This window comes from Spirochaeta dissipatitropha (genome assembly GCF_054657935.1).
Genome location: NZ_BAAHXT010000022.1, coordinates 1 through 23,902, shown reverse-complemented (window position 1 = coordinate 23,902; position 23,902 = coordinate 1). Strand labels below are relative to the sequence as shown.

21 protein-coding genes and 1 pseudogene are annotated in these 23,902 nt (G+C 47.2%); 1 reads left to right on the top strand and 21 read right to left on the bottom strand.

Translation table 11 applies throughout. The features are described 5' to 3' along the window. The 9 genes from ACYQ2L_RS16495 to ACYQ2L_RS16455 form a co-directional block, all read right to left on the bottom strand. On the bottom strand, positions 1-132 hold a 132-nt coding region (locus ACYQ2L_RS16495), incomplete at its 3' end, for an Rpn family recombination-promoting nuclease/putative transposase (RefSeq protein WP_460058063.1). Between the two features lie 272 nt (positions 133-404). Further along, entirely contained in the window at positions 405-1,475 is a 1,071-nt protein-coding gene (locus ACYQ2L_RS16490; protein WP_460058060.1) for an alpha/beta hydrolase, read from the bottom strand. Positions 1,476-1,483: 8 nt separating this feature from the next. After that, positions 1,484-2,797 carry a hypothetical protein gene (locus tag ACYQ2L_RS16485; protein ID WP_460058058.1) on the bottom strand — a complete coding sequence of 438 codons (1,314 nt, stop codon included), beginning with the start codon at positions 2,795-2,797 and terminating at the stop codon, positions 1,484-1,486. A gap of 19 nt (positions 2,798-2,816) precedes the next feature. Next, positions 2,817-3,605 carry an outer membrane lipoprotein-sorting protein gene (locus ACYQ2L_RS16480; protein ID WP_460058056.1) on the bottom strand — a complete coding sequence of 263 codons (789 nt, stop codon included), beginning with the start codon at positions 3,603-3,605 and terminating at the stop codon, positions 2,817-2,819. A 22-nt stretch (positions 3,606-3,627) separates the two neighbouring features. Next, complete coding sequence (locus ACYQ2L_RS16475) at positions 3,628-4,920, bottom strand: ABC transporter permease (RefSeq protein ID WP_460058053.1); 1,293 nt, start codon at positions 4,918-4,920, stop codon at positions 3,628-3,630. Continuing rightward, the gene (locus tag ACYQ2L_RS16470; RefSeq protein ID WP_460058050.1) at positions 4,917-6,446 is read right to left on the bottom strand and encodes an ABC transporter permease; all 1,530 of its coding nucleotides are present in this window, start codon (positions 6,444-6,446) and stop codon (positions 4,917-4,919) included. The genes ACYQ2L_RS16475 and ACYQ2L_RS16470 overlap by 4 nt, the downstream gene beginning before the upstream one ends. A gap of 89 nt (positions 6,447-6,535) precedes the next feature. After that, positions 6,536-7,564, bottom strand: a complete 1,029-nt coding sequence (locus tag ACYQ2L_RS16465; protein ID WP_460058048.1) for a hypothetical protein — start codon at positions 7,562-7,564, stop codon at positions 6,536-6,538. A gap of 17 nt (positions 7,565-7,581) precedes the next feature. Then, on the bottom strand, positions 7,582-8,943 hold the full coding sequence (locus ACYQ2L_RS16460) for a sugar transferase (RefSeq protein WP_460058046.1): 1,362 nt from the start codon (positions 8,941-8,943) through the stop codon (positions 7,582-7,584). A 102-nt stretch (positions 8,944-9,045) separates the two neighbouring features. Beyond that, entirely contained in the window at positions 9,046-9,486 is a 441-nt protein-coding gene (locus tag ACYQ2L_RS16455) for a hypothetical protein (protein ID WP_460058044.1), read from the bottom strand. A gap of 672 nt (positions 9,487-10,158) precedes the next feature. On the opposite strand from ACYQ2L_RS16455, the gene ACYQ2L_RS16450 reads away from it, so the two are divergent. After that, the gene (locus ACYQ2L_RS16450; protein ID WP_460058041.1) at positions 10,159-11,274 is read left to right on the top strand and encodes a CDP-glycerol glycerophosphotransferase family protein; all 1,116 of its coding nucleotides are present in this window, start codon (positions 10,159-10,161) and stop codon (positions 11,272-11,274) included. Here ACYQ2L_RS16450 and ACYQ2L_RS16445 read toward each other — a convergent pair. The 12 genes and pseudogenes from ACYQ2L_RS16445 to ACYQ2L_RS16390 form a co-directional block, all read right to left on the bottom strand. Further along, complete coding sequence (locus ACYQ2L_RS16445) at positions 11,252-12,073, bottom strand: LicD family protein (RefSeq protein WP_460058039.1); 822 nt, start codon at positions 12,071-12,073, stop codon at positions 11,252-11,254. The two genes, ACYQ2L_RS16450 and ACYQ2L_RS16445, sit on opposite strands and share 23 nt — an antisense overlap. A 12-nt stretch (positions 12,074-12,085) precedes the next feature. After that, a complete protein-coding gene (locus ACYQ2L_RS16440; protein WP_460058037.1) occupies positions 12,086-13,849 on the bottom strand; it encodes a LicD family protein in 1,764 nt (587 codons plus the stop codon). After that, on the bottom strand, positions 13,836-15,113 hold the full coding sequence (locus ACYQ2L_RS16435; RefSeq protein ID WP_460058034.1) for a CDP-glycerol glycerophosphotransferase family protein: 1,278 nt from the start codon (positions 15,111-15,113) through the stop codon (positions 13,836-13,838). Before ACYQ2L_RS16435 ends, ACYQ2L_RS16440 begins: the two co-directional genes overlap by 14 nt. Positions 15,114-15,163: 50 nt before the next feature. Further along, the gene (locus tag ACYQ2L_RS16430; protein WP_460058032.1) at positions 15,164-15,871 is read right to left on the bottom strand and encodes an SDR family oxidoreductase; all 708 of its coding nucleotides are present in this window, start codon (positions 15,869-15,871) and stop codon (positions 15,164-15,166) included. Further along, positions 15,864-16,577, bottom strand: coding sequence for an IspD/TarI family cytidylyltransferase (locus tag ACYQ2L_RS16425; protein ID WP_460058029.1), 714 nt, complete (start codon positions 16,575-16,577; stop codon positions 15,864-15,866). The genes ACYQ2L_RS16430 and ACYQ2L_RS16425 overlap by 8 nt, the downstream gene beginning before the upstream one ends. Before the next feature lie 23 nt (positions 16,578-16,600). Next, entirely contained in the window at positions 16,601-17,686 is a 1,086-nt protein-coding gene (locus tag ACYQ2L_RS16420; protein WP_460058026.1) for a phosphonoacetaldehyde reductase, read from the bottom strand. Beyond that, a complete protein-coding gene (gene aepY / locus ACYQ2L_RS16415; RefSeq protein WP_460058024.1) occupies positions 17,683-18,828 on the bottom strand; it encodes a phosphonopyruvate decarboxylase in 1,146 nt (381 codons plus the stop codon). The genes ACYQ2L_RS16420 and aepY overlap by 4 nt, the downstream gene beginning before the upstream one ends. After that, positions 18,828-20,132 carry a phosphoenolpyruvate mutase gene (gene aepX / locus ACYQ2L_RS16410; RefSeq protein WP_460058022.1) on the bottom strand — a complete coding sequence of 435 codons (1,305 nt, stop codon included), beginning with the start codon at positions 20,130-20,132 and terminating at the stop codon, positions 18,828-18,830. Before aepX ends, aepY begins: the two co-directional genes overlap by 1 nt. A 26-nt stretch (positions 20,133-20,158) precedes the next feature. Then, a complete protein-coding gene (locus ACYQ2L_RS16405) occupies positions 20,159-21,625 on the bottom strand; it encodes an ABC transporter ATP-binding protein (protein ID WP_460058020.1) in 1,467 nt (488 codons plus the stop codon). Further along, a complete protein-coding gene (locus ACYQ2L_RS16400) occupies positions 21,625-22,401 on the bottom strand; it encodes an ABC transporter permease (RefSeq protein WP_460058018.1) in 777 nt (258 codons plus the stop codon). Before ACYQ2L_RS16400 ends, ACYQ2L_RS16405 begins: the two co-directional genes overlap by 1 nt. A 77-nt stretch (positions 22,402-22,478) precedes the next feature. Next, the gene (locus ACYQ2L_RS16395; RefSeq protein ID WP_460058015.1) at positions 22,479-23,528 is read right to left on the bottom strand and encodes a glycosyltransferase family 4 protein; all 1,050 of its coding nucleotides are present in this window, start codon (positions 23,526-23,528) and stop codon (positions 22,479-22,481) included. Positions 23,529-23,599: 71 nt separating this feature from the next. Next, positions 23,600-23,902 (bottom strand): annotated as a pseudogene (locus tag ACYQ2L_RS16390) (hypothetical protein); the annotation flags it as partial.

Below are 23,902 nucleotides of genomic sequence, written 5' to 3'. Positions count from 1 at the left end.
TTCTACCTGTAGCGTCGTGGTATCCAAACGTGCAAACAATTCCGCCGGCAGTGCTAGCTGTAGCAGCTCTGTCATGCTCCCGGCATCTGAAAAATATGCGCGGAAAATCGAATCGTGGGGTCTGTGTTCCATATCCATAAAGGAGGCTCCTGTATGGATATACAACACAGATGTTCAGATATATTTAACTCAAGCTTTCTGAATCTCCTGTTCCAAAATCTCCATGTCTTGTGGAAGTTATCTTTGTAACATGGCAGATCTGCCATGTTGCTGTAGTTGTTCCCACACGAGATAGAGTTATTGGACATTCAATCACTTATTTCCGCGCTTTCAAATCACTCACAGATAGATTCAGCACCGCGCGGGCGGGCGATTCGCGGAGCAGGCGGCTAATCATAGATCATCTATTGAAAGAATTCGTCTATGTGCTGCAGGACGTCGCTGAGTTGGGGGTCGCGCATTAGGATGTTTACGTGATCGCCATTTTTGTAGAGTACGGTTTTGTTTTGGGGGAAGAGGCGGGCTATTTCCTGCATGTTGTATTTCCAGGAGGTTACGTCGTCGCGTTTGCCCTGGAAGACAAGGAGGGGTTTAGTGCTGGGGGTGTAGGAACGGAGTTCGCGATTCCAGGCGCGGAGCTGGTCGAACCAGCTCATGGGGAAGACTTCGACGGCGTGGGGATCAGACCATTCAGTGCGCAAGCCGCGTATGAATGGCCAGGAAATAAAGCGGCCGATGGTGGAGGCATGCCAGCGGGTGGATCGAATCAGGGGGGCGAAAAAAACGGCTTTCTTGAAGTTCCAGCCGAAGATCTGTTCATGGATTATGAGTGCGCTGGCGCCGGTGCTGTGGCCGACGGCATAACGTACTGGTGGAATGTAGGGGTCGATTTGCTGGAGGAAATCTTCCAGCACCCAGGCATATTCCTGGAAACTGCCGATGTCACCGCGTGGACCGCCGCTGAGCCCGTGGCCGGGCAGAGTCAGTCCGGCTACGGTGTAGCCCTGCTCCAGATGATGCGCCATAATATGCGCCAGGCCGCGGAGGTTCCCGGCATAGCCATGCAGATACAGCACTGATTCGCCGTTGGGCTCCGGTGGCAGAATGATTATGGCATCCAGATCGTAGTCGAGTTCATAACCTTCAAACTCGTTGGAGGGCCAGAACCAGATCGGGTAGATCCGGGCATCCGGCACCCTGCCTGCGACGATGCGCATGAAGCTGCGGATTTCATCGTGATTTTCCTGCCATTCATCATGAATATATGTGCGCTGTTCCCTCAGGCTTTCCCGGACTTCAACAGTGCTGGCGGTTTCTTCGGGGGTATAACAGGCCGAGAGAATGCCGGGCAAGGCGAGCAGGCTGATCAGGCATAGCCGGCGGAAAAGAGCGAGGGCGCCGCACTGGCCGAGCCGGCCGCACTGGCCGAGCCGGCCGCACTGGCCGAGCCGGCTGCACTGGTCGGATTGCTTCATGGGCATGATCAAAAGCTGAAGCTGATTCCGAGCTGTCCGACGAGGGCGGCAACGCGTTTGCCGGGGACGTCGCTGCGGCTTCGGTAATAGCTGTCGGCGGTGCCGTAGGTTACGGGCAGGCCGATGCTTGCTTTGAGGTTGGGGGCTACGGTGCGTTCGGCGCCGAGGACGAATTCGCCGGAGTTGTCCTGGAATGCGTGTTTCCAGCTGAGTCCGGGTGTCCATTCAAGAAAGCGCGGCATTTTTACTCCGATTCCGGCGAGGTGTCCCTTGTCATACATGTATTCGGCGATCAGCTGCCATTTCGGGCTGCCGAATTCGTAGAATATGTTGGCAATGGCGAGGAACTCGGCGGCACCCGCGACATCAGAATCAGTAAAGAGTTCACTGGCCTTGAAGCGGCTGACGCCTTCGAGAGTGAGGTCCATGCCGGCAAGGGAGGTTTTGGCAAAGGCGGATGCGCGGGTTTCGTGCACGGCTTCGCCGGCCTTGAAGTGCAGATAGCGGCCGGCCATTCCAAAGGTAAAATCGCCGAAGCTGAGGTCATACTGGGCTGCGTAGGCGAACTCACGTGGGCTTGGCTGGGTGAGATCCTTGAAGAATTCCTGCCGGCCATAAATGAGGGCAGTTAGCCCTGAGGGGCCGAGGGGGATAAATGCCCGCAAGGCAACTCCGCCGCCGGAATCAGATACAATGTTCCCGGGGTTTCCGAGGTGCCGTCCCTGTCCCCAGGTCGAGGAGTGCTTGCCGATCCGGAAAAAATAGTTGTCGGCCAGGGTGTAATCCACAAAAAACTCGTCTACCGATCCAATGTCGGAAAAGCGCAGCGTTTTGCGATCAAGTTTGGTCGAGACGCTCAGGCGATAGCGCAGGTGCGCCCGCGGTCGGGCATCTACAGTGAAGCGGCTGCTCATGTCGTAGAACACGCTGCCTCCGGATAGACTGCCCAAGCTATCCAAAGCGCCTCCGGCCGAATCACCTGGTCCAGCCAGATTCCAGTCCGGGTCATGCAGCCAGGGCCATTCGCTCAGGCCGTAGAGCATGCCGCCATCCAGACTTACGCTGCCGGAAAAGGTGGTGGGTCGGGTGGTCATGGCTGAAATATCTACGGATCCACCAGATCCACTGGCTGCGCTGGCTCCACCGGCATCACCAGACTTACCGGGCTCACCTTCATCAGCTTCGGGTTCGTCTTCGATTATGCCGAAGGTGTCGTCGCCGAAGAGGTCGTCGAGATCATCATAATCATCGGAAAAAGTCAGAAGGGGGGCTGCCAGCATGCAGGCAGCCAACAGCAGAATATAAAATATGCGGGATATCATTTGCTTCAGTCTCCCTGGGCTAATCGCTGACCCGTTCCAGATAGGCCTGGGTGAATACCAGATCCGGAAGGTCTCGCAGCGATGGTTTTGCTACCGAGATTATGGTGCGTTCGTTGCGGAAGCGGCCGTCTATCATGCGGCCCTGGAGGGCATCTACAATTACAATATTTACGGGCACAAACTGATTTTCGAGCCTGCGATAGGAGGGTATGGCCGTGGTCCGCATGAGCTGTCCGGATAGACTGTAGTCCTCGAACTTGCGGACGAGCTTGTTCTGGTCCACCCAGATTTTCATGCTCGGATAGGTCACCTGATCAGTCACGGCTTCAAGCTCATAGATGGTGGTGTCATAGGCGCCCAGCTGCTCGCGGTAGGAGCCGGTAATCCGGTAGTCGCGGGCCAGGGTGGACTGGGTAAAATCGGAATTGCGAGCGTTGGTGTTCTGGAAGCGATCACGGGCGCTGGTCACATTGAAGCGGCGCGCAACGGGATCATAGAGCCATAAATTATTGCCGATTTTCAGGTAGCCTTTGCCGTAATCCGCAGTGGGCTCGAGAATGAAGATCATGTAGCGATCATCGGAATCGCGACGGAACATGTTGGCCTTGGTCACGCTGGTGCCCTGCCCGGGACGTTCCTGGGTTATGGTGTATTCCGCGGAAAAATCGTTGTTGGTGTAAGATACCAGGGCATCGATCTGCTCGAGAATCGCCCTGCTTTCGGCCGGACTGTAGGTTTCGGCCGGGAGCCAGAGGGCAGCCAGCAGGAACACGGAACAGATCAGAGCGAATAATCGCAGTAATTTCATATACAAACTCCCTGACCGGAGTTTACCCGGCCTCGCGAAGGGCATCTACCGGTGCAATTCTCCCGGCGGCCCAGGCTGATCGTACGCAGCCAAGTATAACGGATACAAGCGCGGCTGCCATTACGGCCAGCAGCAGACTGCACGGCACATGCCAGTACAGCCGTCCCTGAATCATAAACAACTGGGCCCAGTTATAGGCCGAAAAATCCAGCAATTTGCTGACGGCCTGCAGCAGCGTAAATCCCAACAGGCTGCCGCCAAGCAGTCCGAAAAACCCCATGCAGGCTGATTCCATGAGAAACAGCAGCACCGTGGATCCCTGACGCAGACCCAGTGCCCGCAGAGTGCCGATTTCGGTCTGGCGCTCATGGACTATCATGGAATAGGTGTTGCTCACCCCTATTACCACAATGCTCAGGAAAAGCAGCAGAACAACTCCCGCAATTATGGTCATGGCAGCCAGCAGATCTGTAATTTCTGCCAGATGAGCACTCAGGCTCATGGCGGCATAGCGACGGCCGCTCCAGTCCCCTGCAAGCTGTGCATCCCGCTGATCCCTGGTTTCAATGAAGGGCATGACATCGTAACGCCCTTCAAGCTCCTGTAGAATCAGATCGGCAACGAGTTTCTGATCCGATCCCGGGGGCAGGAAAACCCCCATTTCATTTACGCTGTCCTCAGCAACCGCCATAAGACGATTCAGCGTCCGGCGCTCCATGTAGGACGTGTAGCCGAAAAAACTGGATTCAGCGAAAATTCCATGCACGATCAGCGGCACGGTATTCACCTGACCACGGCCGGTCGTCACGGAAACTATTACCTCATCCCCCGCCCTGACCTGCAGATTCTGCGCGACCGCGGTAGAAATGAGCAGGGCATTATCGTCATCTGCCTCAGGCGCGGAGCCTTCAACAAAATCAAAACCGGAAATAACCTCCCGCTCAAGATCCCATTCGATGCCCACAACTCTACGCTGCTGCATCTGAAAACCCGATGCAAACAGTCGGGCGTCCATGTCATAATACAAACTACGCCGTGACCAGGTTACGATCGGGACAGGTAATGAGCGGAAAACTTCCTCGAGATGATCAGGATCCTCAATCAGTGAGCGGCGGTTGCTGGTATATCCGTGAACCGAAACGGTACCCGAAAAATAGCGCCCGGCCTTGCCGCGCAGTGCTTCGTGCATGCCGCTGACAGAACCGATGACCATAACCAGGGCTGCGGAGACGAGAATCAGGGCAAACAGCAGCACCCGGTAGCGGTAGAGATGCCGCGAGAAGTTCCGCCAGGCCAGCTTCATTAGTCCGATCATGACATCGCCCTCGCTGGACCAATCGAAAGGGCCCGCTTCAGTGGGTACAGGGCCGCCAGCAGGGCAAAGCCCAGGGCAGCTGCAAGATGCTCGAGTATCATTGCCGTGCCGAGTTCTGCCTGCATGGCTGAGCCTCCGAAGAGAAAGTCAAAATACTGATTATCTATTCTTATTCCGGCGCGATTCAGAAGCCACACCGATGCGACTCCAATGAGAACCCCCAGCGCGGCTGCTCCGGCAATAACGAACAGGGTCTCGGCAATTATGAGCGCACTCACCCGCGCCCTGCTTGCCCCGAGGGCCCGCATGGTACCGATTTCCTTCTGCCGCTCAAGCACAGAAAGCATGAGGGCATTGGCAGCCACAATAACGGCTCCGAAGGCAACAAACAGCAGGCCGGCATTAAGCATGAACTGCAGGTACCAGACAATAACGGCTGTTCCCCCGGCAGTATCGCGCCAGTTCCGGATAATAAAATCATTCTGAGGTCCATACCCCTGATTTCGAAGCTCGCTGCTGACCCTGCGGAAATCCGAAGGCTCATTCAGCCGGATCAGCAGATGATTCCAGGCACCATCTATGGTCTGTTGGGCCAGCATAACGCTGTCATCCACCGGTCCGCTAATGTCCCAGAGTTCGGGCTCGTCAAAGAAATCGCCACCACCGAAGGAATCCGCACTGCCGAATAGATCCTCGTCGCCAAAGAAATCCTCCTCGCCGAAGAGATCATCGTCTCCGAATAAATCACCGCCGCCGCCAAACAGATCGTCTATATCCGCCCCGGCAAGATCACGATGTGCCTCAGGCAGATCAGCCGGCGACAGGGCGCCGTAAATATAGCCGCTCAGGGCGCGGGCGGTCTGAACATCAATCAGAGAAACACGGGAAAGCAGTTCGTCGACAACCGGGTAACGGTACACACCAGTCAGCGTGGCTTCACGAATGGTAAAGGTATTATCCCGGGCTACTGTCAGCAGCACCGGGGAGCCCAGGGGAGGACTGCGGAAGTTCTCGTAGTGGGATTCCTGCAGCATAATTCCGGCTTCACCGGGCGCAGGCGCAGCCCCGGCCACAATCCCGAGTTCAGGAAAGAGCTCCAGGTATTCAGCAAAATCCACACCAAAGAGTGCGTTATTCATCCGCCGGCCGTTAAGCTCCAGACGGGCGGCAGAACTGACCACCCCCGCCGCAGACTGCACCTCAGGAAGGGCATTCACATCGGCATGCAGGCGGGCATAATCGATTATAGTAGGAGGAACCAGAAACTCTCCGACCAGAAAGGCATCCGAGCCGAAAAGAGAAAAACTGCCGAACTCGCTCAGGGAGCTGACACTCATATCGGCGGTCAGATTACGGGAGTAGACGCGGTAAAAGGAAGCGGAAGAATATGCAAGCACCGCATTACCAATGAGCAGCAATGCAAAGGACAGGGCAATAATAATTATCATGGGGCGCAGTCTGCTCATGCTGCGGGAAATATTCCGGGCCGCGAGAACAAACATGCTGGATAGTACCTGGTTAATCACACATATTCCTACAATTTTCAGATGCTTCGGGTTACACAGCTTGTCAGGAAGTTCCGCCTTAGGTCAAGGCAGTATCAGTTTGCTGACATTCAATCCGCCAGATACGACGGCAGCTCCTGACTGATTTTCTGCATTGCTTTGGGCATGCCCGATTCCTTCCAGATGCCGATATTCTGTTTCGATCGTTCAGCATCGTAGGCCGAGGAATCGAATGTTGTGTCGATTGATGCGGCAGCAAGATCAGCCTGGATTGATTCACGCAGCTGCTCCCTGATTCCGTTTCTGTTATACACAAATTCCTCGAAAGACAGCAGAAAGGCCGAACGACCGGAAGCCTGCAGATCCTGAACTGCCTGCTCTGCCCGCTCAACTCCGTTTCGATACTGGCGGATAAAGGAGTTCACCAGAAAGCTGTGATTCTTCGGGCTGAATTTTACGAGTTCAGTGAACTGATCCCGTGGATCACGCCGCAGCATATAAATGTGCTGTACGGGAAACTGCCCGGTTCCGATGTAGCGGAAAAAATCAGCACGCAGACCGGAAACGGCATTATCAAAAATCGGTATGCTGCCTTCACGCTCGCTTATACGGTCATATAACAGGGCAAATATGGACGACACAGAGTCGGAAATTTGACTGAAGGCTGATTCAGTTTCCTGCTGACCGGCATCGCGCAGAGCCTGCATATATGATTTTACCAGCTGCAGGTACTCGGTATCATTGCGGAAGTCGCGGCCAAGAACAGCCGACAGCATGGGTCCGTACTCTTTTATGTGGGGATCGGTAAAGGGTCGAATGAGAATGGTATACAGATAATCGATTGCACGCAGCGTATTTCCGGCATACAGGGGCGGACCCAGGACTTCCTTCCAGAGCCTGGTATCCGGACAGAGAGCGAAACGTCCAAGGCGCTCACCGAAGAGTCCGCCATGGATCCGGCTCTGCAGACTGTTGCCAACACCATAGTTCAGGGCGCGGATTTCATCGTAGGCCAGACTGGTGCCCGAGGGTTTGACGAGGGCTGAAAAGCCGGTCAGCCAGTCGCTGAGCGCACCGGAGCCGCTCCAGCGAAACCCGGCAACAAAAATGCCGAGTCTTCCGTTTGAAATTGGGTTCATAGTTCCTTCCACGTGAATCAGCGAGCCCCGAAGCCAGTCAGAATAGCTTTGAGGGTCTTGAAGACAATCAGGAGATCAAGCCAGAAGCCGAAATGCTTGAGATAATACAGATCATAGGAAAGTTTGACGCTGGTTTCCTTTTCATCGGCCGCGTATCCCTGGGTAACCTGCGCCCAGCCAGTAATACCAGGCCGGATAAGATGACGGGATGGGTAATAGGGAATATTCTTCTCGAACTGACGGACAAATTTCGGCTGCTCGGGTCTCGGTCCGATCCAGCTCATTTCACCCTTGAGAATATTCAGCACCTGGGGAAGCTCGTCGATGCGGTATTTCCGGATTATCGCGCCAATGCGCGTAATACGCGAATCCCCGGCAGTCGCAAAACGAGGCCCATGCTTTTCAGCATCCAGATACATACTGCGGAATTTGTACAGTTTGAACTCGCGGTTATGCCTGCCCACCCGACGCTGCATAAAAATCGCCTTGCCGGGCGACTCGATTCTGATTAACAGCCAGGTCAGAAGCATAATGGACAGCACAATCGGCAGGGTTATAAAGACAACCAGAATATCTATGCTCCGTTTGAAGACACGGTACACATTGAACCTGGGAATAAGCTCTCCGGCATAGCCCATGGAAAGGTGGGACAGACTGAGCCTGCCGGTTACCGTCTCATAGACTTCTGCAAGTTCGAACAGGGGAATACCGGCAAAGCGGATGTGCAGCAGAAAATCATACCAGTCAGAAGAAACCGGATCCCTGGAATCAAAAACCACACCATCATAGAACTTACGCACCGATTCTACGCTGGTGCCCTTTTCCAGTTTGGTCAGGGCCATTCCAATGGAAGGACGGGCCAGCAGTTCATCTGAAAGACTGCTCGGCATGACCGCCAGGTTCAGATACACCACCCGTCTGGCAAAATAAATCCACACCCCGATACTGACCGCCGAAAAAACAGCCCCACTCAGGAGTTCCAGCGGAATGTACAAACCCTGTACCGAGATAAAAAACCCGATTGCCAGGGTATACTGAACCAGCAGCAGCACCAGAAAGATGCCGGGAAGATTCGCCCGCGGCAAATGCCGCATTTTTCGCAGTGTCAGCACCGAAACGACATAGATTCCCGAAACCGCAAGCAGTTTTCCGGCAAGCAGCAGGAGTGAATCCAGTCCGGTATCTATATTCCAGTAATACGAAGCAATAAAAGCGGCAACGAACACCGATGCTGCCGACAGCAGCATGCCGAAAAACAGCCAGAACGCAGAAAGCAGACGAAAATGCCGCCTGCGGACAGCAGCCAGACGTCTGGCCGCATCATCACGCGCCTGTGGATCGAGTTGTACATTTTTCGGATTAAATCGGGTTTCGTCCATAGTTTCTGGATTATAGTCCTATATGGTGATTTTGACTACTCGAAGAGTTAGATGAGTCAAGCTGATGAAAGCTATATCTGAGATATACAGAAATATGCTGTATTATCTGATACTTATATCAAAACCACCCGCAAGACGTGTTCTTACGTGGAGATACGATCCACTAAATAAAAATCCAGTCCACTCGTTATCATTTAAACGAACGCCTGCTTCCAGATCTAAGTCTGGTAGAACTATATCAAAAACAGTGATAGTGTCATCAGGACGTGAAATGGTTATGTTTCGAACAGGATTTTTTTCCAATGCTACTGTAGCGACAACACCCCTTACAACCCCGTCAATAGAGACAATCTGCTGGGTATTATACTCATAGGGATAATCATAAAGATCATCAACTGGTCCAAAAGCTTCAACAGTGAATTGTCCTTCATCTGGTGTAGAAACTGTGAACCTTGTCTCGACAAACCCAGGGTTTGACCCGGTTGAGTCACAAGCAACAACAAAAAATAAAAATAAAATAAATACAATGAAACATTTTCGCATTCGGATCTCCATAAGCTATTATAGAAATAAATTCTTTTGGATCAATAGAGAAGAGATATTTTTCTGCTTTCAATTTTTCGGAATGTATGTCAGTATCTGCTTTTCCAAAAATTGCACTGAAGTCAAGCCAAAGGAGAACTGTGATCCAGATGATCACAACTCAATAAAATGAACTATCGAAAACTATATAAGCAGTACGTTACACCATATATAAACCTTATTCTGATTTTTTCTGTTATTTTGCTACAGTATCATAAGATATATGTGTTATTTGTTCCTGCGTTGCTTATTTGTTTCTACTTTCTTAATAAATACAAACTGAATAAATATTTGAACATGTTTTTTCTGTATTCATCCTATGTTGTACTACTGGCCGATGATTTTATAGTCTCGACAATCCTGGTCACATCATACCTGCTTATACTAACTACGATCAGACTGAGTAATGCAAGGAGAATCCCTGGAAATTTTCGGTCTGCCAACATCGATTTATATAAAAGGAAACGTCATAAAAAAAAGCAGTATATTCGAACCTTATTGTTGTTGACTCCATTAGCAGGAATCATTTTGGCGTTTAATTTATCAATAACGTATGCTGCACAACTAATAGCATTAAATGTTGCTATAACATTCATAACAGTTATTCATGCATCGCTGAAAGCAACCAAAACAATGGACCCAGACGATTTCAAGGATATTCTGAATTATCTGGAAACCGGGCGATATAAGTTCTTCTTTTATCTCTCAGGGCCACCCCAGACTTCCTACCAACTTGAAATGTGGCTGCCCTATGCAGATAAAATCGGTATTCCCTATTTTATAGTTACACGTGAGCTGGGCAATTTCCGTAAACTCAGCAGTGTAACAAATGTTCCTGTTATTTATATCAGACGACTTGTTGATCTTGAGTCCCTGAATTTACCGGATGTTACCAGTGTATTCTATGTGAATAACGGCATGAAGAATTCTCATATGCGTGCTGTGTACCAGCTTCAACACATTCAATTACTGCACGGGGATAGTGACAAGCCGCCAAGTTATAATCCGGTGACATCTATGTACGACTATATATTTGTAGCTGGCCAGGCTGGAATCGACAGATATAAAAAATTTGGAATAGATATTCCGGATAAAAAATTTCGTATTGTCGGCCGTCCGCAATTAGCAGACATTGTGCCAGCACAAAGTGGGTCTAAAAATAAGGTACTATTTTATGCTCCAACCTGGACAGGCTTTAAACAAACATCCAATTTCTGCTCACTCGCTCAAGGTCTGGGAATTGTCAGCACAGCTGTGGCTCATGGTTACACCGTTTTATTCAGAAATCATCCATACTCTCTGAAGGATCCTGAATCCAGAAAACACATCCATGAGATCAACGCATTTTTACAGAATGACAGAGACGACAGTGGCCGCGAACATATTTTCGGAAAGAAGATGTCCACTCTATCTGTGTATGACTGCATGAACATATCAACGTGCATGATTGCAGATAACTCATCTGTAATATCCGATTATCTGTATTCGGAAAAGCCGTTTGCTGTTACCGACAACATGTCCCTATACGAAAACATGCTCGATGTAATCCCTGTCTCTTCAGGTGGTTACAGGCTGCTTCCGGATCTAAAAAATCTTGATGATGTTCTGACAAAGAGTTTTTCAGATGATTTAATCCTGCCTGACAGAATTTCTATAAAGGAATATTACCTTGGCAGCAGTACCGGTGAATACACGCTGCTTTTTACCAATACTGCAAAAAGTATAATTACCTGTCAGAAGAATTCTTGAATGTATTATTCCGAAGCTGCTTTCTTACAGTCAGCGGCTTCTGGTCAACAACCGCGCCATCATCTCTCCAGTAAAACCACTCCCTTACCGGCACCTGCCAATCACCATATCTGAAGCTCAGGTAATCCTTGTACTTCCCGGGGACTGGATACTCAGTATTTTCGATATTGATACTTGTCAGGGGAAAAACCAGATCTATAGGAACGACCCAGGTAAGCGGTACATAAACTTCCCTGATTGGCCATATTTCAGCCATTAGTCCTCGGTCTAATGCGTTATAAATTTTTCTGGAAACAGAATACCAAGCAGTGCTTTTTTCCAGTGCTGGCAGTGGTGACTCTGATCTGGTTTCAGTTTGAGCGCGATAGAATTTCTGCCTGATGAGATGCGCCATCAGTTTACCGGGCCAACTTCTTTTTCCAGAATATACATCCGGAGCCGGCGGCGGCATATAAAATTGAGTCTGAGGGGACCAGAGGTAGTCACCTTCATGATAATAGACATGAAGTGAAGCTTCGAGCTCATCGGGTTCTGATGGTTTCAGACCAATGGAATAGATTATTCCCCGATAGCTGTTAACAAGCACCCTGTAGCCCATCGATTCATAAACCGGCACCAGATTTTTTAACTGCTCGATATCAGATCCTCTGACTGCAAGATCAATATCCTTTTCCCATGCATTCAAGGCATTGTTTCGAACCAGCCCAAGTAGAACACCACTGTCTATCCAGTAAGGAATTTCATTTTCAGCAAGAGGACTTATTACCTTTTCCAGCCCTCCGAATTTTTCAAAGCCCATTGTTTCGTCCTGTTAGTCTTTCTGGTTAATGTATTTTCCGAGATCAAGCTGGAATATTTTATGAACAGGAACCCTTTCAGAAAGTGGCGGTGGAGTCATAAAAGATTTTCCATAGAGCATAGAAAGATATTCTTCTGTTCTACCAGGTACATTCACCTGCATATCTTCGAATTTAACAACACTCGTGTCTTCCAGCATCTGTTTGGGAAATGGCCCTTTTGCCAGATTCATGCCGACACCGTCAACAACGAATTTGGCATTCTTTTTGTTCCTGCATATTGTCAGAAAGAAATCAAAAATATTTCGGTAAAAGCTCAATGGAAACAACAGAAGAATTTTGTTCTTTACATTATGTTTTTTCTTTTTACTCCGAGTTAAACTAAGCCTTTTTTTATAGATGGTCTTGAACAAGAGCAGTAATTTTACATGAATTCGCTGGAACAATCTGGAGTTAAAGGTATTATCATATATAAAAATATCCAGAAAAATACCCTGCTCTTCAGAATATTTCATGGAGTAACTCGTGGAATATATTGTATCCCGACAACGGATTTTATCAAAAATATAGGGGCAGTTTTTGTTAACTGAGTAGGACTGGTACAGAAAATCAGATGACATCTGCCCAACTGCTTCCCTGAATTTCTCCAGGTCGGTACGGAGCATTCCGATATCGATATCATCATCCCAGGGTATAAAAGCATTATTTCTATATGCACCTAATGCACTGCCACATACCAGGAAATAATTGATATTATTTTGGGCGCAAAGCCTGTCTATTTCGGATAATATTTTCATACCCAGCTTCTGGATGATCGGTAGTTTGCCATCATATATCTGTGCAGGTAAATATATGTTATCGAGGGTATTTTTCTGTACAAGATAATTCCGAATGAGATCTATGGCATTACTTTTCAGCTTCCATTTTCCAATCTGTAATTTGTAGCCAGATAACTTGATTGTATTGAAATGATGATCATCAGCTACGGAAATGGAATCTGTACTGGAATACTGCAGAAGCATAGTCAGTAAATGTACAACCGAAATTGTTTTACCTGGAAGATTATAGGTTTCACCATCGGTTCCATTAGTTATCAGAAACGATACTGCTCTGGAAAAATCATAATCACTTGTTATAGTTATTTTCTCTGCCTTATCTTTGTTACTGACGGATAAGTTCCGTTCTGCGAGCAGATCAACCTCAGTAAAGTTAAAAAATCTGGAAAAAAGCTCACTGAAGACTGGACCGAAACGCAGAACACAATAATCAATGCCACGCTCATCGAGTTTGCCCGTCATTTCCCTTTCCCTGTTTTTCAAAGGGAAAACTGATGGATACACTGTATGATCCAGTTCGCTCAATTCATTTTCGGAGAAGGGATACACTGGACCAGTATCCTGAGCAACTGCGCTTACGGGAGCCAGTAATATGCATCTCAGCCCTTGCAATTGATGAGGGATTTCCTGAATAATATCGTCCCTGGAATCTGCACCGGATACTGCCGCAACTACTATCTGCTTCGAATTATTTATGGCTATATCGTCTAAAGTACAAATGTGCTTTTCATAAGCTTCAATAGTTTTCAGTGTACGGTGAATTTCATTGTCCACTGTATCTGCAATAATTATCCCTGCATTTTCTCCCAGTAATTCCCTGAAATAGATAAACAGTGATAGGACAATGGGGTCATTATTCAGTATAAAAAATACTTTCTGATTTTCTTCGGCAAATAAACTGAATTCATCACAGAATTTTCCAATGTACTTATTTTTTTCCATTATGAAGAACCTCCTGAGGAACGCTGCAGGGGGCTTCCAGTAGATTTTCTCTGATGTACTTCCACTGTTTGTCTATTACTGGTTTCTGGTTTTCCCTGGAATAAAAAATGTCGAGAACTCTCGCTCTTTCCTGTACATATTCATCCTGTCCGCTTATAAGAACATTGAGTTCATCAATTAGTTCTGCATTTGTGCTGACTTTTCTTCCCGGTGTAACATCGAAAAAGTCAAAATACATTTCTCGATCTTCGGTCAGATATTCATCGATATCATAGGCATAGAAAACAACTGGTCTATCCAGCAACAGAAAATCTGTATAGCAGCTGGAATAATCAGTTATGAGAATATCTGTATAATACAACAGAACCTGCGGATCTATCCCGGAAGATGCAAAATTCACGATCCGGTCAAACTCGCTCAGGCTGAATTTTTTCGAATAGAAATGTGTTTTAATTACAAAATAGCTGTCAGTTCGCTCACAAAACCTGTTCAAGGCCTCTAACTCAAGGATAATGTCGATATCCTGGGAAACCTTGCCATCTTTACGGTGGGTCGGCATATATGTAATTATCCGTGAATCAGAAGCAAGAAAAGCCGGTACCTTATCTGACTCGATCAGATCTGTGTTGAAAAACACATCGTTTCTGGCCTGGCCAAGTTCTATGACATCGCTTTCCTTTATATTAAATGTTTCAGGATAATACGAACTGACAGCAGGACTCGTAGAAATGAGCTGATATCTCTTGAATTTTGCAAGCTTGAACATCGCTCTGTGAATCGCACGAAGGTGTTTCTTTTTATGATTATACCTCTTGTAATTCAATGATTTTGAATGTGCAAAATTCACCTTTTTTAAGCCCACGCCATGCCAGGTACTGATCACATTTGCTCCACCAAGGTAATAACCCCTGAAATCAGAATAGGCACCATATGAGCAGACAGCAACTTTAGCTTTTTTCGCCAGTTTTTTTCCTTCACTGGAAAAGGCATATGCACATGGATACCCCTGCTCTTTCAGCTGTGCATACAAGGCTTTGCTCTTTGTAACCCAGTACACCTCTAAATCTGCATCCTTCAATGCGCGTTTGAACAGATAACTTGGATTATCAGCAAACAATCGGCCTTTCCCTGCTGAAAAAATTACGAGATTTTCCTGCCGTTTATATAACTTTGAGAATTGAAAACGAAAGAAGTTGAAAACACGTCTCAATTTCTTCTTATACTTTTTTACCTTCTTCTTTAACTTCTTCACTTTCTTCTTCATTGTTTGAACCTGCTGCTTTCTGATTGTTATGCTGATAAGTATTGTCTGAACTAGAGTCTGACTACGATTCTTTGACTATCAATCAACCTTCCTGTATCACTGCAGAGCATGTCTATAACATCTGCAACATGTTCTGGCTGCATAATAGTAGAAGGATCTTCATCCGGAGCCAGCTTTTTGCGTAGTTCTGTGGCACATCTTCCAGGAGCCAGACAAACCACCCTGGTATTATATATAGCTAGTTCTTCCCGCATTACTTCACTCATGCTGATCATTGCTGCTTTAGATGCGGAATATGTCAGCCAGCCTGACCGACCATTTATACCGGCTGTGGAAGCAATATTAACAATTACCTTGAATGTATTTCCAAGGTGCAGTAATTCCTGAACTATTGTGAAAGGAGCATAAAGATTCACTCCAATGGTTCGCTCAAAATCATCGAAATGTATCTGCTGCAAGGCACAGGGTGAAGTGTACCCGGCATTATTGACCAGAATGTCGACATTCTTATGAAACTGCATTATATCCGGGAGCAGCTTGACTATATTCTCACGTACAGCAAGATCAATAAAATACGGAGTAACTTTCTTGCTGTGAGGGTTATTATTTTTCAATGACTGCAACAGCCTTGAAAATTCATCAGACTCACGGGCAAACAGAATAAAATCCGTTACCGAATTATCCTCATGCCAGAATTTCAGAACCGTTGCTGCGCCTATTCCTTTTGAAGCTCCTGTAATCAGAATACTTTTATTCATCTTTATCTACTCCTGTCAGCAGAAAACCTGCCACCTTAACGTCCGTCGGAGTAGTTACCTTGATATTCCTGTCATTTCCATCCAGATAAAATACGTCAAACCCTGCAACAGCACACAAGGTTGCATCTTCGGTAAAAACGAGCTTTCGTTCTTCTGCATATTTATGAGCAGACAAAAGATCTTCTTTGGAGAACTTCTGTGGCAGCTGCACGTTACGGAGTCTGTTCCTGTCAAGGGATCCGGTCACCTGAAATGTCTCTGGGTCTACTGGAGCTACGGTAAAAGATATTGGCAGCATATAACTTATATTATTCTGTTCACTCTGGATTATCTTTTCAAAATCTCTTGAGGTAACCATAGGTCGAGCCGCTTCATGAATAATGACATCATCACAAGATGCCTTCTGAACCATCAATGAAACAGATTCATGCCTTGTCTCACCTGCAGGAACATATACGATTGGTTTCTTGATTGCATAATCATCGATCAGTTCTTTCAGATATGGCAACCACCCTTCCGGATAATTAACTATGATCTGTTTAATCTGCTCGACCTGATCAGCAGCCACCAGAGAATAGACAATAATCGGTATTCCATTAACCTTAAAAAATTGTTTCGGCTGCTTCTGGGAGACTCTCCTTCCGATACCACCATTCAGCAATAAAAGACTGAAGTCTCTCTGCTTTTTTTCTATATTGCGTGACATATTGAATACCCCTTTATCTGAAACTATTGGCTTATAATACTTTTATATATGCTTTCAATGAAAATCTTTCTTAAATCGACGGGATGATTTTTCAAACGCTCAATATTTACTGAATCAACAAGATGATTCAGTTTATTCCCGTTCTCTATTGAGATAACTCCATATAGATTCTTTATCTCAGCTGCTAATGTCGAAAATCCGGATTCAAGCCCTGTTTTATATCTACTGTTCTGGAATACAGAATCCAGAGCGGTGCTGGACCAGCCGTATTCATGTATCATAATGGGTAAGAGCTGCTCCATTACCAGGAGAACAGCAATTCCGTGGGGAAGACCATATTCTATGGTCAATCCATAACTGAGGGCGTGACCTGCAGTTGTCTTCGTTATGTTGATTGCCCTTCCTGCCAGATGAGAGCCTTTCTGCATTTTACCACGAGCCATAATATCAGCAGGGTCATTAGCTGCAGAAAGAATAGCCTCCAGTGAATACCTGAGGGCCTGCAAGCTCAGTTCTCTTGATTCTTCATTTGCTGAACGACTCCAGAAGGACTCAATGGATTGGCATATAGCATCGGCACCAGAACTCAGGGTTACTTTTAATGGACAGGAAAGTGTCGTTGCAGGATCCAGAACAACAACATCTGGAATCAAGTCAGGATTGGCGAGCGAATGCTTAACACCATCTTTATAAACGACAGCAAAATGTGTAGCTTCGGCCCCGCTGCCGCTGGTTGTCGGAACGGCGATATGCTGCACACTGGAAGCAGAAAGACTGAAATTATTACTGAACAATTCCTGAATATCGCTTTGACTTGCTGCAGCGAGTACAGCCTTGGCTGTGTCGATAACGCTCCCGCCACCTATAGATAAAATCACCTCAGGTTCAAACAGATTATATGCGTCAACATATTCCTGGATTCGGGAATATTCGGGATTCTCCGGAATGGGCCCTGCATATGTGATTTCACATATCTGTCCCAGGGTTTCAGCCAATCCAGCTCCACCTGATCCGGTGAAGCTGGATGAACCATGAAAAACCATAATACGGGAAAAATTACGCTCCTGAATCAAACTGATAATATCAGCAAGACTCTCTAACACAATCATTTATGCAACTGCTCCATTAATACCTGTTTATTTTCCTGCGGAGTTGTCTTTGGTCTTCCCAGATCTTCACGAGCGCCTTTATTGGTACGCACTTCTATAAAAACAGGACCATCCACATCTGCACTTTCAGACAAAGTGGTTCTGAGTTCTGCAGCTGTCGTTACAAGTTTTGAATACTTGTATCCCATGGAAGTTGCAAGTTCGGCGAATGGAATATCGAAGCCGATGGTAGGCTGTCCGCCTACAGAATCATGAGCACCGTTATTAATGAGTATGTGACACATGTTATCTGGTGCCTGTTTCGCAAGTATTGCCAGACTTCCCATGTGCATTAACACTGCTCCGTCCCCATCTACACAATAGACTTTTCGTTTTTCTGCGCCAGCTGACTGGGGCAGAAATTGAGCCATGCCTAAAGCGATCATAGAGGTGTGTCCCATAGAGCCGACGGTGAGGAAATCACGACTATGATCCTCACCTCGTGCCTCTCTCAGCTCATATATTTCACGTGAGGCTTTTCCTGTGGTAGATACAATTCTGTCATCCGGTGAAATACTTTCCAGCAGGACCTTCAAGGCTTGCTCCCTGTTCATTTCAAACTGAGGAACAGATATTGCCTTACCCTTATAGCTGTCAAAGCTATTCTTTTTCACAAGGAGAACAACCGGGCCACTGCTTTCCTTCATCTTTACAGTCAAACGAACCAACTGCTCTTTTGCTTTTTCTGCATCTGATTCCAGGACCTCAAACGGATATTCCAGTGAAGACAGCAAGGCCTCCTGAACGCGCCCCTGCTTTATATGCTGGGGCTCATCCTTCACTCCTGGCTCTCCTCTCCAGCCGATAATCACCAGCATGGGAATCGAGTAGACTTCAGGGTCAGCAAGTGACAGCAGGGGATTAACTGCGTTTCCGGTTCCGGAATTCTGCATGTACACCACACCTGCCTTGCCGGTACTCAAGTGGTAACCAGACGCCAGTGCAACGGCAGCACCTTCATTTGCAGTAATTACGTGGTTCCGGGCTGGTTGTGTGTCTGTAATACAGGCACAGAGTTCCTTCAAGAGGGAATCCGGTACTCCAGCATAAAAATCATAGCCAAGTTCCTTCAATTCGTTTGTAAATTCAATTGGCTTCAGCATTATTTTGTCCCCGGTATAAGTTCAAGAATTTCCTTTATAGACAAGAGATTCGGTCGTGCTTCATACGCTCTCTGGTGTGTCAGGATACTCTTCGCTGTCTCCAACATTGCAGGATACGCGCTGCGCAGCAGCTGGTTGGCATAGATCACTACATTAGCACCAGCCTCGGCAAGTTCTTTCTCATAGATGGTATCATAACTTGATGGCACTACAACCAGAGGTACACGGCGACTGAATTTTTTATATTCGGCGCAGAATGAGAGGATTTCATCCGGTGTCTTTTCTTTTGAATGAATCATTATTCCATCCGCACCGGCCTCAATATAGGCTTTAGCTCTCTGCAACGCGTCTTCCTGCCCGGCTTGCAGAATCAGGCTTTCAATACGGGCAATTACCATGAAATCTTCTGTTACCTGGGCTCGTTTACCAGCTTTGATCTTTTCACAGAAATTCTCGATTGTGTCCTGCTGCTGCGCTACATCTGTTCCGAAAAGAGAGTTTTTCTTCAAACCGATTTTATCTTCAATAATTACAGCCGAAACGCCAAGGCGCTCAAGTGTACGTACGGTAAAAACAAAATGCTCGGTCTTCCCCCCGGTATCACCATCGAAAATAATCGGTTTGGTGGTTACTTCTACCAGGTCATTGATGTTTGCCACCCTGCTGGAAATATCTACGGCTTCGATATCGGGTTTACCCTTGGCAGTGGAGTCAGTCAGGCTGCTGGCCCACATGCCATCGAACTCACGCTTCTGTCCATTTACATCTACCGAGATGTTTTCCACTATGCAGCCAGTAAGTCCATTATGTGCTTCAATAATCCTGACTACTTCCTGGCTGTGAATAAGCCGGCGCAAGCGAGATCGTCTGAGGTCAGGGGTGGTTCCTATTTCACGAACAGCTTTATTCAACTGGGTTGAACTGATTCCTTCGGTATAGGCTACCTCAACAAGGCTTCCATCCCACTGTTTAAGACAGTCAATTACCTGCTGACGGGTCTCACGTTGTACACCTTCTTTCCAGTCATCACCATGCACCACGTAGTCCGGTTTGATTTTTTCCAGGTTGGGACGATAATCCAGGGTTTCCTGAGGAATTACAGCGGCTACCCCTTTCAAGCCTTCAACAATTGCTTTTCTCTGTTCAAATTCCAGATACGGCAAGCGTTTATAGCTGGCTATAGCTTTATCTGTCAGTAATCCAACAGTAACTTCACCAAGTTTTGCTGCTTCCTTGATGATATTCAGATGCCCGGTGTGAACTAGATCTGCACTCATCCCTACATAAACTTTTTTCTGACTCATTTAATGCTCCTATTCTATTTTCTGCTTCAAGCGGATTTATATGCACGCACAGCATCCACCGGAGAACCATCGAATACCATTGTTCCCTTATTGATGACTACCACTCTGTTACATATCTTTTCAACAAATTTCATACTGTGAGTTACAATTATTACGGCCTTCGAAAATTCAATCAACTCCTGTATTCTCACTGCGGCCTTTTCTGTGAAGGCCTTATCCCCTGCAGAAAGAGCCTCATCAATAATAAGGATCTCAGGCTTGAGACTGGAAGCAATACTGAAACCAAGTCGCGATTTCATTCCACTGGAATAGTACTTGACCGGTTTGTCTATTGCATCCTGCAGCTCCGAGAAATCAACAATGTCCTGAAATACGGCCCTGACCTGCCTACGGGACATTCCCAGCATCATTCCGTTTATATAAATATTCTGTCTTCCCGTCAGTTCGTTCATAAAGCCAATACCAAACCCGAGCAGGGCCGATGTTTCCCCATGAACCTGTATACTTCCTGCATCCGGCTTCAGAATACTTCCAAGCATTTTACACAGTGTAGATTTTCCGGCTCCGTTATGACCGATTACTCCGAGAATTTCTCCTTCATGGACATCCAGATTAATGTTCTGCAAAGCCCAGAATGGCTTTCCTGCTTTTTTATATTGTATCCCGACATTATGTAGTTCCGCTACTTTTCTGTCAGGATTTATGCTGGAAACGGTTTGGGTGAGGTGCAACAGGCGTTTTGGCTTCAATTTAGCCTTCGTCTGACCGCTTTTCTCATAGCTGACTACTACCTTGTCAGGATTTCCATCCTTACGAATCTTGCCTGATTCTATCCAGATTGCCCTGCTGCAGTTTTGCCGTACGAAGTCCAGATTATGGGTAACAACAATTACCAGCTTTGCCCTGTCTACCATTTCCCGCATTCGTTGGCTGGCAATTTTATTGAATGCAGCATCGCCTGCATTCAGCGCTTCATCCAGAACCAGCACACTGGGATTGATCATACTCGCAATACTGAATCCCAGACGAGAACGCATACCATTGGAATAGTTTTTTACCGGCTCATGAATAAAGTCTCCAATTCCGGAGAACTCGACTATGGAATCATACAGACTGTTCATTTCTTTCCGGCTTATGCCGAGCATCATCCCATTCAGAAAAATATTTTCCTTGCCGCTCAGATTCTGATTGAAGCCGGTGCCTAGAGACAACATGGCAGTAATATTTGACATTACCTGTACTGATCCACTATCCGGCAGGTAAATTCCGGATAATACGCGGCAGATGGTAGTCTTGCCTGCTCCATTGGAGCCGATAATTCCGATTATTTCCTGATCCTTCCCGGTAAAACTAATGTCATCCAGAGCAAAAAAACGCTCTTTCATTTCCCTGTTTTTTCTGAGAAGGGCATTATGCACAATGGTCTTGAAGCTCTCGCGCTTCTGGTACTTACGAAAGCTGACCCGCACGTTTTCAAGTTGTACCAGTGCCATTATAGTGCCTTTATAATCTTGTGTTCGTTACGGCTGTAGAACCAGGTCATAAAACACAATAGAACTACTGATGCACCAAGGATTATGTGCAGATTAAGTAAATTCGGCGCTTCACCATGCATAAAGATGCTTCGATAACTGCCAATAAAGGTGGAGGCGGGATTCAGATCAACAATCCAGCTATAACGAGGCGGCATTCTGCCTGTCTCCCAGATTACCGGAGAACCATAAAACCAGAAGCGCATAATATGTGTAATTACATTTTCTATATCACGAACAAACGCTCCAATGTAGGCTAATACAGTGCTTATCGAGAAAAGAAAGAGAAACTGGATAATTACGATGTAGGGAAACCAGAGAATGTGCCATGTTGGAGCAATTCCGAAGATTGCCATAAATCCAGCCACAACAAAAATGCTGAAAAAGAAGTTCACCATCTGGGTCAGATTCAGACAGAGCGGAAACAAGATTTTCGGAAGGTAAACTTTATTTATGAGGCTTGCCTGTTTTGAAATACTTTTTGTACTTGCCGGGATAGTTGATTTAATCCAGGTCCATGTAACGAGTCCTACAGCCAGAAATATCTCGATGTTCTCGCCATCCAGTCCAAGCAGAACAACACGTAGAAAATAATAGACCAGAACACCAAGCAGTGGATCCAGCACCCACCAGATATACCCGAGCATTGTATTTTTATGCTGTGATTTTAATCCCGATTCAACGAGGGTAATTATTAGATCGCGACGTTTGAGCAGTTCGCGAATATATTTCTTCATTAGTTCAGTTCCTTTGAGATTTGTTGAACAATATCATACTCATGGTGAGCATTCAATGTGTGTGTGAGACAGTTTATTCACTCAGCCGCTTCAGCAGCCAGGGCTTTTCCGCTCTGGTGGATGCGGAAGAAGAAGAGCAGCAGTTGCAGCCATGCGAATGCGAGGGCGATGGTGGCGGCGGTGGTCCAGCCGAATCCCTGAAGAAGTACGGGTACTCCGAGTATGAGGCAGTACATGTATACGACTTTCAGTATTTTCCAGTTATCCAGTCCCATGTTCAGCAGCTTGTGATGCAGGTGCTTTTTATCGGGGTGGTGGATAGGGTAACTGTCACGAACACGGCGCCAGATGGCGGCGAGGGTGTCCAGAATGGGTAAAGCGACCAGGGTTGGGGCCAGAAGGAAGTTGACGTGAAAGAGTGAACTGTCGCCGCCCATTATGGGAAGTATGGCCAGTAAGGCTCCGAGGAAGAGGCTACCGCCGTCCCCCATGAAGATCCGCGCCTTTGGTTTGTTGTAGTAGAGAAATGCACTGAGTGCGCCAATGCCTATGACCAGAAACAGGAGCTCGGGGTAGATTGCCTGCAGGGCAAAGTAGACTGCCATAGCAAGGAATGCCAGCAGGGAAATGCCTCCGGCGAGTCCGTCCAGTCCATCCATAAGGTTTACGGCATTGGTTATTGCGACGATCCAGATTAGTGTGATTATGGGGCCGAGGGGGCCCAGGGATTGTGAATAGTCGGTGAATGGTATGCCGATTCTGTCTATGACCAGCCCGCCGCCTATGAGGAACATGGCGGCCACCAGCTGTCCGCTGAGTTTTATAATGGCCCGGAATACTACGAAGTCGTCGGCAACACCGACAACATGAAATATTAACAGGCCGACAACTATCATCCAGAAGCGGGGAGCGATCTCGACGTTCATTACCAGCACAAAGGCAATGCAGACCAGCAGAATGCTGACTACAAAACCTATTCCCCCGAGGCGGGGGACCGGAACTGTGTGCACGGTACGATGATCCGGGTCATCGTACCAGCCATTCCGGCAGGCTATGTGTATTATGAGCGGCGTCAGCAGCAAGTTCAGTCCGAATGCTGCAGCAAACGCGATTACGAGATGCATCATAAAAAAAGTTCCTCCACCATGACCATATTAATAATAGCGGTTTCGGGAGCGTTTTTCCAGTAATGCCTTGTTTATTTTGTTGCCCAGCGAAATCTGTTGGCAAAATGTATGTATGCAAAAAACAGAATGAGCAGTATCCACACTACAACAATGCTGATACTCGATGCTGATTTATAGCCCAGACCCTCCAGTACCAAGGGCAACCCGGTGACCAGGCAGAGGCTGTAGACAACCGCCAGAATTCCCCAGGTATTCAGCCCGAGGTTTATGAGTTTGTGGTGCAGGTGCTTCTTGTCGGGGTGATGCACCGGGGCATTGTCACGCAAACGTCGCCAGATTGCTGCCAGGGTATCCATTATGGGTATGGCAGCCAG

Excerpts from the sequence above, each read along its gene's own strand:
- ACYQ2L_RS16440 (WP_460058037.1), bottom strand. The coding sequence starts at position 13,849 with ATGGAAAAAAATAAGTACATTGGAAAATTCTGTGATGAATTCAGTTTA.
- ACYQ2L_RS16475 (WP_460058053.1), bottom strand. The coding sequence starts at position 4,920 with ATGATCGGACTAATGAAGCTGGCCTGGCGGAACTTCTCGCGGCATCTC.
- ACYQ2L_RS16490 (WP_460058060.1), bottom strand. The coding sequence starts at position 1,475 with ATGAAGCAATCCGACCAGTGCAGCCGGCTCGGCCAGTGCGGCCGGCTC.
- ACYQ2L_RS16400 (WP_460058018.1), bottom strand. The coding sequence starts at position 22,401 with ATGAAGAAATATATTCGCGAACTGCTCAAACGTCGCGATCTAATAATT.
- ACYQ2L_RS16450 (WP_460058041.1), top strand. The coding sequence starts at position 10,159 with ATGGACCCAGACGATTTCAAGGATATTCTGAATTATCTGGAAACCGGG.
- aepX (WP_460058022.1), bottom strand. The coding sequence starts at position 20,132 with ATGAGTCAGAAAAAAGTTTATGTAGGGATGAGTGCAGATCTAGTTCAC.
- ACYQ2L_RS16485 (WP_460058058.1), bottom strand. The coding sequence starts at position 2,797 with ATGATATCCCGCATATTTTATATTCTGCTGTTGGCTGCCTGCATGCTG.
- ACYQ2L_RS16435 (WP_460058034.1), bottom strand. The coding sequence starts at position 15,113 with ATGAAGAAGAAAGTGAAGAAGTTAAAGAAGAAGGTAAAAAAGTATAAG.
- ACYQ2L_RS16480 (WP_460058056.1), bottom strand. The coding sequence starts at position 3,605 with ATGAAATTACTGCGATTATTCGCTCTGATCTGTTCCGTGTTCCTGCTG.
- ACYQ2L_RS16420 (WP_460058026.1), bottom strand. The coding sequence starts at position 17,686 with ATGATTGTGTTAGAGAGTCTTGCTGATATTATCAGTTTGATTCAGGAG.
- ACYQ2L_RS16460 (WP_460058046.1), bottom strand. The coding sequence starts at position 8,943 with ATGGACGAAACCCGATTTAATCCGAAAAATGTACAACTCGATCCACAG.
- ACYQ2L_RS16445 (WP_460058039.1), bottom strand. The coding sequence starts at position 12,073 with ATGGGCTTTGAAAAATTCGGAGGGCTGGAAAAGGTAATAAGTCCTCTT.
- ACYQ2L_RS16455 (WP_460058044.1), bottom strand. The coding sequence starts at position 9,486 with ATGCGAAAATGTTTCATTGTATTTATTTTATTTTTATTTTTTGTTGTT.
- aepY (WP_460058024.1), bottom strand. The coding sequence starts at position 18,828 with ATGCTGAAGCCAATTGAATTTACAAACGAATTGAAGGAACTTGGCTAT.
- ACYQ2L_RS16395 (WP_460058015.1), bottom strand. The coding sequence starts at position 23,528 with ATGATGCATCTCGTAATCGCGTTTGCTGCAGCATTCGGACTGAACTTG.
- ACYQ2L_RS16425 (WP_460058029.1), bottom strand. The coding sequence starts at position 16,577 with ATGTCACGCAATATAGAAAAAAAGCAGAGAGACTTCAGTCTTTTATTG.
- ACYQ2L_RS16465 (WP_460058048.1), bottom strand. The coding sequence starts at position 7,564 with ATGAACCCAATTTCAAACGGAAGACTCGGCATTTTTGTTGCCGGGTTT.
- ACYQ2L_RS16430 (WP_460058032.1), bottom strand. The coding sequence starts at position 15,871 with ATGAATAAAAGTATTCTGATTACAGGAGCTTCAAAAGGAATAGGCGCA.
- ACYQ2L_RS16405 (WP_460058020.1), bottom strand. The coding sequence starts at position 21,625 with ATGGCACTGGTACAACTTGAAAACGTGCGGGTCAGCTTTCGTAAGTAC.